Origin of the sequence: Alteromonas sp. ASW11-130 (assembly GCF_026183735.1) — a bacterium.
Taxonomy (GTDB): Bacteria; Pseudomonadota; Gammaproteobacteria; order Enterobacterales; family Alteromonadaceae; genus Alteromonas.
In genome coordinates, this window is record NZ_JAPFRE010000045.1 from 131,738 (window position 1) to 148,173 (window position 16,436).

Genomic DNA, 16,436 nt, shown 5'->3' on the forward strand with positions numbered 1-16,436 from the left:
GAAAACGTCATGAAGTTAAAAACGGTGCTCGTTGCTAGTATGGCCTCAGCATTGCTGATACCCCTGATTATTAGCACGATATTTTTTGCGGTGAATATTAGGACCTTGATTGATGAGCGGTTGGCTGATCGCGAGCTTCCCGCTACGTTAGAGAGGCTCCGCAATGCTATAGAATTGGAGCTGCAAGAATCACTCATCATCTCAAAGTCGATTGCTGAAAATACTTTCATTCTTGAATGGATGAGGAATGGCGAGCCACAATCAGAGCTTAACGCTGTATCTCGCTATCTACGCAATGTAAAACAACAAAACGATGCGATAACCGCATATATTGTGTCAGCACAGTCGGGAAATTATTACAACGTAGATGGTGTCTTAAAAAAAGTATCACCGACTGCAGAAGATTCCGAATGGCTTTATACGTTTTTAGAAAAAAATATCCCTTACGCGCTTAGTCTCGATATCGATGATACAACTAAACAATCTGCCGTTTTTATTAACTATGCGATTCAGCAAAACGGCCGTCCCATTGCTGTCGGAGGAATTGGCCGTTCGCTGGTGAAGATGACCAAGCTTATTGAAGGGTTCAAAATTGGTGAAACAGGTCAAATTTATCTGGTTAATAAATCAGGTGAAACTATGCTGCACAGAGATGCAAAAAAAATCGGACAGCAGCTCTCTTCAATAATCGATGATTCACAGGTGGCTTCCGACCTGACGCGTTCTGATACGTTAATCATAGAGTCATTTGAACGATCAGGTGAAGACTACGTGGTAGCTTCGCTTCAGCTTAATAGTCTCGACTGGTACTTGGTAGCAGAACTGCCCAAGGCCGAACTTTATAGCGACCTTAACGCTGCGTTAATAAGTAACCTTATAATTATTCTTATCATTGCCGCCGCCTTTTTAGTGGCAGTAGGTATTATCACCAAACGTATTCTTGAGCCCATCGGCGACGTGTCTCAAGCGATTGATGATATTAGCCAAAGAGGAGGCGATTTAACCGCACGATTACCTGAAACCGGGCCGGAAGAGTTGGCGGAGTTGTCGACGCGACTTAATACGTTTATCAGTAAACTCCAATCTATGTGTTTAGACATGCGAGCAGCGGCATGGGATATTGATAGCGCTTCCAGCAGCGTTAATAAATTAATGGAAAGCGCGGCTGAAAAAACCAATCAACAGCAAGCAGGCACTGAAATGGTGGCGTCGGCGGTTAATGAAATGGGGGCCACGGTTCAAGAAATTGCGGGTAGCGCGAACATGGCTGCAGAGCTATCGCGTGAAGCAGAAAGAGAGTCTGAGTCGGGTTTACATATTGTCGAGAAGACTGTTCACGATATCACTACCTTGAGCGCTGCGATGGATCAGGCCGTTACATCTGTGGCTTCTTTAGCCGATAAAATTAAGTCTATAACCACCGTCCTGGAAGTCATCAAGGGCATATCCGAGCAAACTAATCTTCTGGCGTTAAATGCAGCAATAGAAGCCGCGCGTGCGGGTGAGCAGGGAAGAGGATTCGCAGTAGTAGCAGACGAAGTAAGAACGCTAGCTCAACGTACCGCCCATTCGACCGAAGAAATTAATGAGATGATTGCTAAATTGGAAAAAAGTGCCAACGAAACGGTAAGTTCAATTCAATCCGGCAGAGAACTGACCCGTTCGAGTGTAACCAATGTTGAAGAAACGGGCACAACAATCAGCACCATGTCAGAAAAAATTTCGGCTATTTCTCAGACCAATATTTCTGTTGCCGCTGCCACTGAAGAACAAAGTACGGTGACAGACGAAATTAATAAAAATATTAACGAAATTGCAGAGTTTTCACATAGTACTCAACGCGATATCCACAAGTGCGAAGATAAATGTTCACAACTGAAATTACAGGTCGAACGATTGAACAAAAGTATTGGACAATTCACACTGGAGTAATAGTTAGTTGATAAGAGCGGGGTAAATATCACCCCATCGGAACGCTCATATCATAACGGGTTGCTGGTTGCATTCTTTGGTGCAGCCAGCTTTTTTTTATTGATAGTGCGGCATACCTACAAACTTATACCATTCGCAATAAACTGAAAGAAGACCAGCTGTGTGCAGTGTCGGCGGCCTTATAAAACGCCTGTGTTGGTGTGGTTTGGCCTGTCCGCTGAATCTGGTTCTAGGTAAAATCCGTAATAAGTTGAAATGACAATGAAAGGATAGTATATGAGTCTTACACGGCCGATGTCGTTTTCATGTCCCCATTGTATGGCACCAAACGATATAGAAGTGGATGAAATGAACGATATAGGGCAAACCCAAGTGCTTGACTGTCAGGTATGTTGTCAGCCAATTGAATTGTCAGTTCATACTGATGGTGATACGCTAAGAATAAGTGCTGAACGGGAAAACCCGTAAATTTAAAAAAACCTGCTCATTTAAAGCAGGTTTTTCTGTTTTAGGCAGATTATAAAAGAGAATCATTTTTGTTTTTCTTACGAGGTAGAAATAATGGCAGGTTATGATCGCAGACATTTTTTAAAGGCTTCCGCTAAAACGCTAATGGGCATTACTTTAGGCAGTGCGGCCTTACGGTCATTTGCTCAGGAACAGTTGCAAGCCAGCGATCCCACAGCAGAAGCCCTAAAATACACACCTAAATCACCGCAGGCTAACGCCATATGCGGCAACTGTATGTATATTCAGGGCAAGGAGGGTGAGCAATATCGCCCCTGCGCTATATTTCCCGGTAAACTGGTTAACAAAGATGGTTGGTGTACTGCTTGGGTGAAACGACCTGGCTAGTGAGCCGACCACATACCGCACCAGTGTGAACTTCATCTTGTAAACATTTGTAGGCCGATTTAATTTCTGGCATGTTAAGCGTACTTTCAAATTCATTGCGTTTGACATGACAACAATAAAAAACCATTTAAAAATTTTTGCTCTATCTTTCACAGTTTTAACTTCTCCTCTCTATGCCAAAGAGGAGGTTCCTCCCACTGCGATCCCTGAGCCGGTTGTAACCACCACGGAGCATAAGGCTAAAATAAACGGTGCGCGCATCAATTATATAGTGACGGCGGGAGAAACCCATTTAAAAGATGCAGAAGGTAAGCCTGCAGCCAGCATTTTTAGCATCGCTTACACCCGCTCCGATGTAAAAAATGTCGCTGAGCGTCCATTATTATTTGTATTCAATGGTGGCCCTGGTTCGTCCAGTGTATGGATGCATATGGGCGTGTTTGGGCCGAAACGCGTAGTTTTACCCAGTGATGCGGAACGCGTGGGAGCGCCGCCTTACCCGATTGAAACTAACCCCTTCAGTTTGTTAGATATTGCCGATTTAGTTTTTATCGACCCTGTAGGTACCGGATACTCGAAACCTTTAGGTGATAAAGAAGGCAAAGACTTTTGGGGCGTTAAACAGGATGCCAAAATCCTAGCCGAATTTGTACGGGTTTATATTACGCGCAACCAGCGTTGGAATTCTCCCAAGTATTTAGCCGGAGAAAGCTATGGAACCACGCGTGCAGCAGCCATGGTCAAAGAGTTACAGGAAGGCTGGGGAAGTATAGATTTAAACGGCGTATTGCTTATCTCTTCAATACTGGATTTTCAGACGGGTGATTTCACCGCCGGTAATGACTTACCTTATATGACTTTTTTACCTACTTATGCGGCAACCGCTTGGTATCACAATGCCATCCCCAATAAATCTCAATATAAAGATTTAGAAAGTTTTTTGGGTGAAGTGCGTAACTTTGCTTTGTCAGACTATGCTAGCGTTTTACTAAAAGGTGCTTTGGCTGAGCAAGCGCAAATCGACACTGTAATAAACAAGCTGCATCAATACACTGGCTTATCAAAACGCTATTTACAACAGACCGATTTACGCATAAACGAGTTTCGCTTTATGAAAGAGTTGTTGCGAGAAGAAGGAAAGGTTGTGGGTCGTTTGGATAGCCGCTACTTAGGCGAGGATGAAATTCAGGTTAGCGAAAGTTTTGAGGCCGACCCCTCCGCCTATGCGATAGATGGTGCTTTCACTGCGGCGCTGCAACACTATATGGCATCAGAGCTCAATATTGATCGGGATGATCCTTACCATATCCTTTCTGGTGATGTGTTCGGTAACTGGGATTGGCTATACGAAGATAGCCCACGTAGCCAAGGCTTCCTAGCCACGACTCCTCATTTGTCGCGTGCCATGCGTCAAAATAAAGATTTCAGAGTGTTTGTTGCCAATGGTTATTATGACTTAGCTACACCCTTTTTTGCCACTGAATACTCGATGAATCATTATGGAATGGACACTTCTCGAGTAACCATGAAGTATTATGAAGCGGGTCACATGATGTATATCCATCACCCTTCGCTAGAGCAGTTGGTGAAAGATATTCGTGATTTTATGAATAAGTGATGTGCCAACGTGTAGCGGACAGTACCCATCAAGTTAGATGTCTACAGGCACGTGGCTAAACTTTTGACAGGCCCATTTTTAAAATGCATCGGTGGGGTTACATCAACCGAGATCCGGATGGTCAAAAAGTTAGGCTAGTGAAGATGTTTGCTGATTCGTTTTGTAAACAAACGAATCAGCCTTTCGGAATTTGCACACTAGATGCGTTGATTTCGTATGTCGTCCCCGCGTGAAGTGTCTGCGCTTTCCCCCCGGTGTCTTTATTAAAATGCGCGGCTTGCTCTTCACTCCGTTCCACAGCAACCAACTTGCCATTCAATGTTACTGTTTTGCCGCTACTGTCCGTTGGAATAAAAAAGCTATAGTTATCAAAAGCAACGCGCATTTGATACTGGCCATCGCTTGCAATAAAGAAACAACCTTTCTTTTGGCACACTTTAGCAATAGGAACACTGAGCAAAAAAGTTGATTTAGTAAATGCTACTGGAGTTTGCGAAAGCTGTGCTAACGTTACCTTATTGACACTGGTATCCAGTGGTTCGCCGAAGGTTTCTGCTTGCGTATTGGCAGCCACAGGTTCTGATAATCTCACCGCTTCAGCAAATACTATGTTTGACGTAATGCAACACACCAAGCTGATACACGCTAAATACTTTTTATTTAAGGTTTTCATCGCCATTCGCTTTTTCCATTTTTCGTTCGAATTCCTCTTCCATCGGATGCTCAATGCGGTCCAGCAAATAGGTTACGTGAAAGCGTTTGATTAAACTTTTATAACGTCCATCCTGGATCATTTCACCTAGCACCCGGTTAAACTCGGCGCGCAATTCCGGATCCGGAATACCCGCGTGATAAAAGTTAATCGGAAAAATCTCGTGCATGGTGGTCGGAAATTGCTGATTGGAGGGTAACTTGCTTTTAAAGAAGCTAAAGATATTTCTATCCATTACGGCCACATCAACACTGCCTAACACTAGCATAGCAACCTGTCTACTTTGTTGGGGCGTTTCGAGATAGCCAGCGTGTTCGTTTACCGCATTGGCATACTCTTGACCCAACACGCGTTTAGCGGTTTGAAAGCCTATAACGGTGTAATTTTTTAAATCGGCTGGCGAGTTTACTGTCACATTACGTGTCGTCAAGGAAACAGCAACGTTTTGATAGGCAATGTAAATCTCGCTTAAAAATTCTCTGTTAATCTTATGATTGGGATTCATATTTAAGCCAATATCAACGCTGCCATCACTAACCATTCGGGGGATTCGTCCCATCGGCACATAAATTGGCACCATTTGGTGGCCTAGTTCGTTTAATATGGATTTGACCAGCTCAAGCTCAAACCCTGTATGTCCACGCGAGATAATATAAGGCGGCTTATCCCAACCCGCTGCAACTTCTATTTGTCGCGCTTGCGCGCTGGCACTTACCGCAAGAAGAATGAAAAGAGAATTGCAAATGAAACGCTTCAAAAAATACTCGCTTAAAAGTTACAAAAACGGTCTCAGCTTGAGTATAACATTCCCTTTATAACTTACAGGCTGCTAAAATAACAACGGTTTATAATAATAGGAAATAACATGCCTTGGTTACAACTAAAAATAGATTCTTCTGCGGAGCAAGCCGAGCTGATAGGTAATGTGCTTAGCGCCAATGGCGCGCAAGCTGTTACGTTTATTGATGCCAAGGATACGCCAATGTACGAGCCGAAACCAGGCGAAGTTATGCTATGGCCTGATACCCAAGTCATTGGTTTATTTGATGCTGCAGATGATATGCAATCTATTATTAGTAACCTTCGCAAGGCAAAAGTACTGGGCGGCAACTTCAAGTACGCGCTCGATCCGCTTGAGGACAAAGATTGGGAGCGGGAATGGATGGATAATTTCCACCCTATGCGATTTGGTGAACGTCTATGGATTTGTCCGAGTTGGCGAGACGTTCCTGATCCAAAGGCGGTTAACGTCATGTTGGATCCAGGTTTGGCTTTTGGCACAGGCACACACCCTACCACTTCATTGTGTTTAAAATGGCTAGACGCAATTGATGTACAAAATAAGGTAGTCGTAGATTTTGGTTGTGGCTCTGGTATTTTGGCTTTAGCGGCGCTTAAATTGGGTGCCAAAGAAGTCATCGGTATAGATATTGACCCCCAAGCATTGCTTGCGTCTAAAGAAAACGCGAAACGCAACGATGTAGCCGAGCGCTTACACGTTTACCTACCACAAGATCAACCGCGAATAAAAGCCGATATTGTAATGGCCAACATTCTTTCCGGCCCGCTCATTGAATTGCAAACCACTATTACCGGTTACTGCAAACATAACGGGTTAATCGTCTTATCCGGTATTCTTGCTGAGCAAGTCAGCACCATCGAGGCGGCTTATACAAAAGATCTTATTTTAGATAAGAGTATTGTTGATGGCGAATGGGCACGCGTTTCTGGCACGAAAAAATAGTATATAAATCAATAAGCCCCTGTTTAACCCTAGACATGTGAGCAACAGCCAACGCGTTTTGCATACGTATGCAGAACGTTTAGCGTGCATAAGAATGACCGTTGTCAAGGGCCCAAAACTACATTTTGTGCGATTTTTAGCCTTTTCTTACGTGTGGAAAACGCGTACACTTAGCGCCCCGTTTGGGCAAGTTGTTTAATTTCTGCACAATCGTTATGTGAAGTTTACTATGCGAATCGGTCCTTACACGCTCCAAAATAATTTGATGCTCGCGCCAATGGCGGGAGTAACTGACAGACCTTTTCGTCAGCTTTGTAAGCGTATGGGTGCGGGGTTAGTGGTATCAGAAATGTTATCCAGTAACCCGCGGGTATGGAACACCGAGAAATCTAAGCATCGTATGGATCATACAGGTGAAACCGGCGTCCGCTCTGTGCAGATTGCGGGAGCAGAACCTGAACTGATGGCCAACGCTGCTCGCTTAAACGTGGAAAATGGCGCTCAGATTATTGATATTAATATGGGGTGCCCAGCTAAGAAGGTTAATAAGAAATTAGCCGGTTCGGCGTTGTTGCAACATCCCGAACAGGTTAAAGCAATCATTTGTGCGGTTGTTGCTGCAGTTGACGTGCCTGTCACCCTAAAAATTCGTACGGGGTGGAATACAGACAATCGCAACGGTGTGCAAATAGCCCGGATTGCACAAGACAATGGCATACAGTCGCTCGCGGTTCATGGTAGAACCCGTGCTTGTATGTACAAAGGTGAGGCGGAGTATGAAACGATTCGGCTAATAAAGCAGGCCGTATCTATCCCCGTTGTAGCTAATGGAGACATTACCTCACCTCAAAAAGCACTAGACGTGCTCAATAGAACCGGTGCAGACGGGTTAATGATAGGCAGGGGTGCTCAGGGTAACCCATGGATTTTCAGAGAAATTCAACATTTTCTGGAAACGGGTGAGAACCTCCCGCCGCCATCGCTGTCTGAACAGCACCAGGTACTTAGTGAGCATGTAAACAACGTGCAAGGGTTCTACACTGGAATTACTGGTGTACGTATTGCCCGCAAGCACGTTGGCTGGTATTTGGCGGAACATGATACGGATCGACAGTTTCGCAAAGTGTTCAATGCTATCGAAGATGCGAATGCGCAACTAGAAGCACTTGAACAGTATTTTCAATCGCTGCATTCAAGAGATTCCAGAAAAGTTTCTTCTGCAGCATAGTGATGACTAACTAAAGAGCAAGAAAGTATTATGTTCGATCAAAATGTGACTTCACCTTTTACTACAACTGTAACCACGCCTTCTCAAACGCAGGCCCAAAAGCCTTTACGTGATTCGGTTAAACAAGCTGTAAATAAATACCTGAAGCAATTGGATAACGCCAATATCGATAATTTGTACGATTTAGTACTGGCGGAAGTAGAAGCGCCTTTGCTTGAGGAAGTGATGACCTATACCCGCGGCAATCAAACCCGCGCGGCAATAATGATGGGAATCAACCGCGGTACACTTCGCAAAAAATTGAAGCAGTACGGCATGAACTAAGACTGCATGGGCTTGGCCCGAACGAAGAGCACCGATTGGTGCTCTTTTTGTTTCACTCTCATTAAAGTTAGTTAACGATATATTATGCACGCACCTAAACCCATTAAACGCGCTCTATTAAGTGTTTCCAATAAAACCGGCATAGTTGAATTCGCCCACGCCTTACATCAAGCCGGTGTCGAGTTACTCTCAACTGGCGGTACCGCTCAATTAATTGCTGATGCGGGGCTACCTGTTACCGAAGTGTCAGAGTACACAGGGCACCCGGAAATTATGGATGGTCGGGTAAAAACGCTGCACCCTAAAGTTCATGGTGGCATATTAGGTCGCCGCGGCCGAGACGAAGGGATAATGGCGGAGAACGATATTAGCGCCATCGACTTAGTGGTAGTTAACCTCTACCCTTTTGCCGCAACCGTGGCGAAAGAAGGCTGTTCACTGGAAGACGCTATCGAGAATATCGATATTGGCGGACCGACCATGGTGCGAGCAGCGGCTAAGAATCACAATGATGTGACGATTGTGGTGAATGCGGGTGATTATCAGCGTGTCATCGAAGAAATGCAGCAAAACCACAATTCCGTGACATACGCCACGCGCTTTGACTTAGCAATTAAAGCTTTCGAACATACCGCTGAATACGATGGCATGATAGCTAACTATTTTGGTGCCAAACTAGACCAAACTGATTGTGAAGATAATTGTGAGCATCAACACAGCGAATTCCCGCGTACCTACAATGTGCAGATGAGCAAAAAACAAGACCTACGCTACGGCGAAAATAGCCATCAAAGCGCAGCTTTTTATGTAGAAAACGCGATCCAGGAAGCATCTGTAGCAACGGCTACTCAGTTGCAAGGTAAAGCTCTGTCGTTCAACAACATTGCTGATACGGACGCCGCCCTAGAATGTGTGAAAGAATTTGCTGAGCCTGCGTGTGTTATCGTTAAGCACGCGAACCCGTGTGGCGTAGCTATAGGCGACAGTTTGTTGGATGCATACAATCGTGCTTATAAAACCGACCCGACTTCGGCATTCGGTGGCATCATTGCTTTTAATCGCGAGCTGGATGAACAAACTGCAAGCGCAATTGTGGAACGTCAGTTTGTGGAGGTTATTATTGCCCCCTCAATCAGTGAAGCCGCGCAACAAGTGGTATCGGCCAAGAAAAATGTACGCTTACTAAGTTGCGGCGACTGGCACGGACAACTTACCGAAGGTTACGACTTTAAACGGGTAAATGGTGGTTTGTTGGTTCAGGAACGTGACTTTGGGATGGTCGATGCGGATGATTTGACTGTTGTGACGCAGCGAACACCTTCAGAAAAAGAATTAGAAGCGTTATTATTTTGCTGGAAAGTCGCTAAGTATGTAAAATCTAATGCGATTGTCTACGCTAAAGATGGAATGACGATCGGTGTAGGCGCAGGCCAGATGAGCCGAGTATATTCCGCTAAAATTGCAGGGATTAAAGCTGCCGACGAAAATCTTGAAGTGGCAGGATGTGTAATGGCTTCAGATGCCTTTTTCCCCTTCCGCGACGGAATCGATGCAGCAGCGGCTGCGGGCATCAAAGCGGTAATCCAACCAGGTGGCTCAATGCGGGACGAAGAAGTGATTGCAGCAGCTAATGAGCATGGTATAGCCATGGTGTTTACTGGCATGCGTCATTTCCGTCACTAATTTGAACGTTAATTTGTTGAAAAATTCATACACTGCGTGAGTACACATCATTGTAGATTGGTATCAACTTCTCAAAATTGTGGCTACACTGGTAACAAATAAGCGGTGGCGAAGTGCTAATATTCGCCGCTCGCTGTTACTTGAAAATCAGAAAAAGGAAGCCCTATGAAGCCACTTGCTACACTACTTTCAGCCGCGATACTCACTTTCGGAACCCTCTCGGCTATGGCCGATCCTATTTCGGAAGCTGTCGCTAACGAGCACCGCGCGATGAAAGACAGATTAAGAGATGAATATCGGAATCCCCAGCAAACGTTACGTTTTTTTGGCATTGAGCCAGACATGACAGTAGTCGAAATTTGGCCCGGCGGTGGTTGGTACACCGATATTCTCGCCCCCCTGCTTAAAGATGAGGGGAAGCTGGTGGCAGCACATTTTCATGTTACCGATAAGTCCCCTAAATACTACAGTCGTTATTTAAAGCAATTTAAAGATAAAATTGCCAATCATCCCCCTTACGCAAATATCGAATTAACCGAGTTCGATGTTATGAAAGCGCCAGACATGACTAAAGCGGGTAGTGCTGATGCTATATTGACCTTTAGAAATGTTCATAACTGGTATATGCAAAAAGGCGAAGAATCGCTAAACAATGCATTTAAAGCTTTTTACAAAGCGTTAAAACCCGGTGGCATCTTAGGTATTGTCGATCATGAGTTACCAGAATCCGCTGACGATGCCGCCATGAAAGATAGTGGGTACATCAAAAAATCATTGGTAATAGAAGCTGCAAAGGCTGCTGGCTTTGCGCTGGAAGCGGAAAGCGAGATCAATGCAAACCCAATGGATACAGCTAATCATCCCCGTGGCGTTTGGTCACTGCCACCTAGTTTGGCGATGGGCGATGAAGACAAAGAGAAATACCTCGCGATAGGCGAGAGTAATCGCATGACTTTAAAATTTGTTAAACCTAAAAACTAACGGAAAGCTTAAATGAATGTACTTGTAATTGGCGGCGGAGGCCGTGAACATGCATTGGCCTGGAAAGTGGCGCAATCTGAAAAGGTTGAGCATATTTATGTAGCGCCGGGAAATGCTGGCACCGCATCGGAAGCAAAACTACAGAATGTGGAAATTGGTGTAACTGATATTCCTGCTCTGGTTAACTTCGCCAAAGACAAGTCGATTAAGCTAACGATAGTCGGCCCTGAAGCTCCGCTGGTTGAGGGAATTGTAGACGCCTTCAATCAGGCGGGCCTGACCATTTTTGGTCCCTCCCAGGCCGCCGCCCAACTTGAAGGCTCTAAAGCCTTCACCAAAGATTTTCTTGCACGCCACACCATCCCAACTGCCGAATACGCTACCTTCACGGAAATAGATAAGGCACTTGCGTATGTCAACGAAAAAGGTGCACCAATTGTCATCAAAGCAGATGGACTGGCGGCCGGCAAAGGCGTCATTGTTGCCATGAACCTATCGGAGGCTGAAACCGCTATTCGCGATATGCTTGCCGATAATGTCTTTGGCGATGCGGGTAGCCGGGTAGTAATTGAAGAATTCCTGGAGGGTGAGGAAGCCTCGTTTATTGTCATGGTGGATGGTAAAAATATTTTGCCTTTTGCTACCAGCCAAGATCATAAACGTGCAGCCAATGGTGACAAAGGCCCCAATACCGGCGGTATGGGAGCCTATTCCCCCGCCCCCGTGGTTACGCCTGATATTCACCGACGTATTATGCAGGAAGTTATCGAGCCCACCGTGGCGGGTATGGCGGCAGAGGGTAACCCTTATCGCGGCTTCTTGTATGCGGGCCTGATGATAATGGCGGATGGCACGCCTAAGGTCATTGAATATAATTGTCGCTTTGGTGATCCAGAAACTCAACCTATCATGATGCGGCTACGTTCTGATCTGGTAGAGCTTTGTCTCCTTGCGTGTGAAGAAAAACTGAATCAAGCTTCAATTGAATTTGATGAACGTGCAGCCGTAGGTGTGGTTCTGGCTGCGGGTGGCTATCCGGGTAGCTACGAAAAAGGCTTACCCATCCATGGTCTTGAACAAGCGAGCGGTTTACAGGGCAAAGTATTTCATGCTGGAACTTCGCTGAATAACAATCAGGTGGTCACTAACGGTGGCCGCGTGCTTTGTGCTACAGCATTAGGCAATAACGTAACAGAAGCGCAAGAAAACGCCTATGAGTTAGTTAACGCTATCAGTTGGCCCGATATCTATTTCCGCACGGATATAGCACACCGCGCTATCGCCCGCGAAAGTTACGTTTAACCTACTCCACTCTCTGCTAGTCCAGTACGTTAGTAGAGAGTGTGCACTCACTTCGATGTTGTAACCGCTTGCTAACATTCGACAAAGCTTCCTTTAGCTCTATAAACTGGTAAGCTAAACTTTCATATAGCGTTAAGGTTTAAGTCATTATGTCTGTCAAACACCCGATTATTGCAATTACCGGTTCGTCAGGTGCGGGCACTACTACTACAACCAATGCTATTACTCACATTTTCCGAAACTTGCGCGTTAATTCGGCGGTAATCGGCGGAGATAGCTTTCACCGTTTTACACGACCAGAAATGGAAGTTGAAATACGCAAAGCACAAGAGCAAGGCCGGCACATCAGTTATTTTGGCCCCAAGGCCAACGATTTCGATTTGCTGGAAAACTTGTTTAAGGAATATGGCGAGTCGGGGCATGGAAAGTTTCGCCAGTATTTACACACTTTTGATGAAGCGGTTCCTTTTAATCAAATGCCTGGCACCTTTACCCCTTGGCAAGACTTACCCCCCAATACCGATTTGCTTTTTTACGAAGGCTTACATGGCGGTGTGAAGACCGAAGAAAATGATGTGGCACGCCACGTAGATTTGCTGGTAGGGATGGTGCCTATCGTGAACCTAGAGTGGATTCAAAAAATTGTCCGCGATACTACTGACAGAGGCCATTCCCGTGAAGCCGTAATGAGTAGCATTGTGCGAGGTCTGGACGATTACTTTCACTATATCACTCCGCAATTTTCGCGCACTCACGTAAACTTCCAACGTGTTCCCACCGTTGACACTTCTAACCCGTTCTCTGCCAGGGAAATTCCTTCACAGGATGAAAGCTTCGTTGTTGTGCGCTTTCGTCGTGAAATGAAAACAGTTAACTTTCCTTATCTATTACAAATGATCGATGGGGCCTTTATGTCCCGCATCAATACAATTGTGGTACCGGGAGGTAAGATGGGCTTAGCAATGGAACTCATTTTAACGCCACTGATAGAAGAGCTGTTGGATAAGAAACGTCGAGCGGGGCACCAAATGGATTGGTTGTCGGAAAAGTAGCCTTTTGAAGTTATAATTCTTTTGAGAACGGTAAAACAGCGCGAACTCTCCCTTCTTTTACACCTTTTGTAACTATCTGTGTCTTCCAATTACAGGTTTAGTGCAGAAGAAGAGCTTTAATTAAATGTCGTCCAACACAGTGGGTTATAAGGGGACGGCGCATTAGTTTTTGTATCGCTTTAATATTTCAGCGTGCTCCGGTTTCAGCGGCATTTTTTTAAAGGGACTGACATTGGCGCCACCTGTATTACCTTTCGGTAACGCTCCAAATGGCGTTTTGGTTATAGCACCTATGATGCGTATTATCTGACCGACTATTTCTTTAAACGAATTATGTGTTATGCCCCACTTTAGCATTTGCCAGTGCACGTAGGTATGCCAGTAGGTGGAGTGCTGACCCAGTACATGGGCATTTTCCAGGTGATGAAATTGTTTTTGATAATCCTCGAACGATTCACAAAGACTAGCCAACTCTAACTCTCGTTTGATTTCTTTTTCGGGTACAGCCATCGCATTACTCATCCTGCCGTCCTATTTAAATCATAAGCCTATGTTAACTATTAGTTTATTTGTGACACAGGAATAATAGAAATGCAAATATGGAGGTACAATTTGTATTGGACATACGCGCGGATGACGAAGCTTTTTCGATTATTGATAAACCCAGTTCGTCAATTTATAAAGGTGAGCAAGCTTGTTTATATTCGATGAGGGCTATCTAAACGAAACTTACACCCTCCACTCAAAGCGAGAAGGTGGAATTCCCTATTACCATTAATAGGCATAATTCTTACCTGACAAGTTTTGTAACACTCATTTATTTACAACATCGCAGATAAGCTTTTAATTTTAAATTGCTTCTGGGTATAGTGAAACAATAACAAGTGAACAGTACTATTCTTAGCCAGGAAATATAGCAATGGGTCAGGAAACATCAAAAATTCTTGTTGTCGATGACGACATGCGATTACGCAGCTTATTGGAGCGTTATCTGGTTGAACAAGGTTACCAAGTCAGAGCGGCCGCTAACGCCGAGCAAATGGATCGTCTGCTCGAACGGGAAAATTTCCATTTAATGGTGTTAGATTTGATGCTACCTGGCGAGGATGGCTTGTCTATTTGCCGGCGATTACGGCAGGCGGAAAGCCAGCTGCCGATTATTATGCTGACCGCAAAAGGTGATGAGGTCGATCGCATAATAGGGCTAGAAATGGGCGCAGACGATTATCTTCCCAAACCCTTTAACCCGAGAGAATTATTGGCCCGGGTTAAAGCGGTGATGCGCCGTCAAGCGACTGAAGCCCCCGGCGCGCCCTCTAAAGATGAGCAAGTCATTAGCTTCGGCGAATACCGCTTAAATCTTGCCACGCGGGAAATGACGGGCGATGGTACCCCGATGAGCTTAACCAGTGGTGAATTTGCCGTCCTTAAATCATTGGTGCAACATCCGAGGGAGCCGCTCTCAAGAGACAAATTGATGAATCTGGCGCGCGGTAGAGATTATAGCGCATTAGAACGCAGCATTGATGTACAGGTTTCGCGTTTGCGCCGCATGCTCGAGAAAGATCCTGCGAATCCACGCTACATTCAGACTGTATGGGGGTTAGGCTATGTTTTCGTACCAGACGGTGGTGAACACGCTTAAGCGATATTGAACCTATGCGCATGCTCCCGAAAAGCGCCTTTGGGCAAACCGTTCTGCTCATTGGCGTACTTTTGCTGATTAATCAGGTTGTATCATACCTTTCGGTTACTTATTACTTTATCCAGCCCAGCTATCAACAGATTAACAGTCTGTTAGCTACGCAGGTTAAAACGTTACTTCACCAAGGTATGGTGGACACACCTACCCCGGCCTATTCCGAGTTCACCCGCAAGACCGGCATAAGGGTGTACACCGCCCAGCAAGCGATGAGAAAAGACTTAGCGAATGCCACTTATTACGGTTTTATGTCTGCGTCAGTATCCAGATCGTTAAAAACGCGAGCAGACGTTAGGATAAGCACCCAACCTTCAACTAACCCCTCTTCGCCCTACCTGGTCTGGATAAACCTGGACACCCACCCTGAACGCTGGATAGCGATTCCTATTTCGGGCTTAAGCGAAGCGAATATATCTCCGCTCACAATGTATCTAATGGTCATTGGGGTACTAAGTGTTGCAGGTGGGTGGCTGTTTGTAAGACGCTTGAACCGCCCTTTACAAGCGTTACAGCGAGCGGCATTACAAGTCGGCCAAGGTAATTCCCCTGCTCCTTTAAAGGAGCAAGGTAGCAGTGAAATGATTGAAGTCACCCGGGCATTTAACCGTATGAATCAGGGTATTCAACAACTTGAGCGGGATCGGACGCTTATGACAGCAGGTATCTCCCATGATCTACGTACTCCTTTAACACGCATCAGGCTGGCCACAGAAATGCTACCGGATGAACAAGACTGGTTGAAAGAAGGTATTGTCAACGATATTGAAGACATGAACGCTATAATCGATCAGTTTATTGATTACGCCCGTCAGGAAGGGGCTGAACGCTTAGAGTCTGCAGACCTGAATGCGCTTATCTGTGAACTGGCGCAAGTTCGCCATATTGAAGAAACGCACCATATTGAACTGAAATTGAATGATGTGCCTTTACTCACACTGCGTAAAATTGCCATAAAACGGGTATTGGACAACCTGATCGAAAATGCGTTTCGCTACGGCAGTAATAATATTGTGGTGACGACATTTGAAGACAAAGCATCACGTCGCGTGTATTGTCGAGTAAGAGATTTTGGCCCGGGGATCCCCGACCACGAATTAGACGATGTATTTATGCCTTTTACTCAGGGTGACAAAGCCCGTGGTAGTTTAGGCTCTGGTCTCGGATTGGCTATTACAAGAAGAATTATCAAATCTCACCACGGCGATATTGCACTTCGTAATCATCCCGAAAAAGGACTGATTGCTGAGTTCTGGCTTCCTGTTACATAAAAAGCCCGCGCGAATGGCGGGCTTAGTTAATTATG

The 16,436-nt window shown here is 45.2% G+C and carries 16 protein-coding genes; 13 read left to right on the forward strand and 3 right to left on the reverse strand.

What is annotated here, in order from left to right; genetic code table 11:
* Positions 1 to 9: 9 nt before the first annotated feature.
* The 4 genes from OPS28_RS15745 (at position 10) to OPS28_RS15760 (ending at position 4,405) form a co-directional block, all read left to right on the forward strand.
* Entirely contained in the window at positions 10 to 1,932 is a 1,923-nt protein-coding gene (locus OPS28_RS15745; RefSeq protein ID WP_265610418.1) for a methyl-accepting chemotaxis protein, read from the forward strand.
* A gap of 276 nt (positions 1,933 to 2,208) precedes the next feature.
* Positions 2,209 to 2,400: a CPXCG motif-containing cysteine-rich protein gene (locus OPS28_RS15750; RefSeq protein ID WP_265610419.1), complete on the forward strand. Its 192-nt coding sequence runs from the start codon at positions 2,209 to 2,211 to the stop codon at positions 2,398 to 2,400.
* A gap of 93 nt (positions 2,401 to 2,493) precedes the next feature.
* The gene (locus OPS28_RS15755; protein WP_265610420.1) at positions 2,494 to 2,787 is read left to right on the forward strand and encodes a high-potential iron-sulfur protein; all 294 of its coding nucleotides are present in this window, start codon (positions 2,494 to 2,496) and stop codon (positions 2,785 to 2,787) included.
* A 106-nt stretch (positions 2,788 to 2,893) separates the two neighbouring features.
* Entirely contained in the window at positions 2,894 to 4,405 is a 1,512-nt protein-coding gene (locus tag OPS28_RS15760; RefSeq protein WP_265610421.1) for a S10 family peptidase, read from the forward strand.
* Between the two features lie 175 nt (positions 4,406 to 4,580).
* On the opposite strand, the gene OPS28_RS15765 is transcribed toward OPS28_RS15760, so the two are convergent.
* On the reverse strand, positions 4,581 to 5,084 hold the full coding sequence (locus OPS28_RS15765) for a DUF4920 domain-containing protein (RefSeq protein ID WP_265610422.1): 504 nt from the start codon (positions 5,082 to 5,084) through the stop codon (positions 4,581 to 4,583).
* Complete coding sequence (locus OPS28_RS15770) at positions 5,062 to 5,874, reverse strand: substrate-binding periplasmic protein (RefSeq protein WP_265610423.1); 813 nt, start codon at positions 5,872 to 5,874, stop codon at positions 5,062 to 5,064. Before OPS28_RS15770 ends, OPS28_RS15765 begins: the two co-directional genes overlap by 23 nt.
* Positions 5,875 to 5,982: 108 nt before the next feature.
* On the opposite strand from OPS28_RS15770, the gene prmA reads away from it, so the two are divergent.
* From prmA to OPS28_RS15805, 7 genes are all read left to right on the forward strand, one after another.
* Positions 5,983 to 6,861 (forward strand): 50S ribosomal protein L11 methyltransferase, encoded by an 879-nt coding sequence (gene prmA, locus OPS28_RS15775; RefSeq protein WP_265610424.1) that lies wholly within the window; start codon positions 5,983 to 5,985, stop codon positions 6,859 to 6,861.
* Positions 6,862 to 7,090: 229 nt separating this feature from the next.
* Positions 7,091 to 8,089, forward strand: a complete 999-nt coding sequence (gene dusB / locus OPS28_RS15780) for a tRNA dihydrouridine synthase DusB (RefSeq protein WP_265610425.1) — start codon at positions 7,091 to 7,093, stop codon at positions 8,087 to 8,089.
* A gap of 30 nt (positions 8,090 to 8,119) precedes the next feature.
* Positions 8,120 to 8,413: a DNA-binding transcriptional regulator Fis gene (fis, locus tag OPS28_RS15785; RefSeq protein ID WP_075607907.1), complete on the forward strand. Its 294-nt coding sequence runs from the start codon at positions 8,120 to 8,122 to the stop codon at positions 8,411 to 8,413.
* Between the two features lie 84 nt (positions 8,414 to 8,497).
* Positions 8,498 to 10,096, forward strand: coding sequence for a bifunctional phosphoribosylaminoimidazolecarboxamide formyltransferase/IMP cyclohydrolase (gene purH, locus OPS28_RS15790; RefSeq protein ID WP_265610426.1), 1,599 nt, complete (start codon positions 8,498 to 8,500; stop codon positions 10,094 to 10,096).
* A gap of 165 nt (positions 10,097 to 10,261) precedes the next feature.
* Positions 10,262 to 11,077: a class I SAM-dependent methyltransferase gene (locus tag OPS28_RS15795; protein WP_265610427.1), complete on the forward strand. Its 816-nt coding sequence runs from the start codon at positions 10,262 to 10,264 to the stop codon at positions 11,075 to 11,077.
* Positions 11,078 to 11,089: 12 nt separating this feature from the next.
* Positions 11,090 to 12,379 (forward strand): phosphoribosylamine--glycine ligase, encoded by a 1,290-nt coding sequence (gene purD / locus OPS28_RS15800; protein WP_265610428.1) that lies wholly within the window; start codon positions 11,090 to 11,092, stop codon positions 12,377 to 12,379.
* A 149-nt stretch (positions 12,380 to 12,528) separates the two neighbouring features.
* Complete coding sequence (locus tag OPS28_RS15805; RefSeq protein ID WP_265610429.1) at positions 12,529 to 13,431, forward strand: phosphoribulokinase; 903 nt, start codon at positions 12,529 to 12,531, stop codon at positions 13,429 to 13,431.
* A 162-nt stretch (positions 13,432 to 13,593) separates the two neighbouring features.
* Here OPS28_RS15805 and OPS28_RS15810 read toward each other — a convergent pair whose 3' ends face one another.
* Positions 13,594 to 13,953, reverse strand: coding sequence for a DUF3703 domain-containing protein (locus OPS28_RS15810; RefSeq protein WP_265610430.1), 360 nt, complete (start codon positions 13,951 to 13,953; stop codon positions 13,594 to 13,596).
* Between the two features lie 397 nt (positions 13,954 to 14,350).
* On the opposite strand from OPS28_RS15810, the gene ompR reads away from it, so the two are divergent.
* The gene (ompR, locus tag OPS28_RS15815; protein WP_265610431.1) at positions 14,351 to 15,076 is read left to right on the forward strand and encodes an osmolarity response regulator transcription factor OmpR; all 726 of its coding nucleotides are present in this window, start codon (positions 14,351 to 14,353) and stop codon (positions 15,074 to 15,076) included.
* A 14-nt stretch (positions 15,077 to 15,090) separates the two neighbouring features.
* On the forward strand, positions 15,091 to 16,401 hold the full coding sequence (gene envZ / locus OPS28_RS15820) for a two-component system sensor histidine kinase EnvZ (RefSeq protein ID WP_265610432.1): 1,311 nt from the start codon (positions 15,091 to 15,093) through the stop codon (positions 16,399 to 16,401).
* Positions 16,402 to 16,436: the final 35 nt, after the last annotated feature.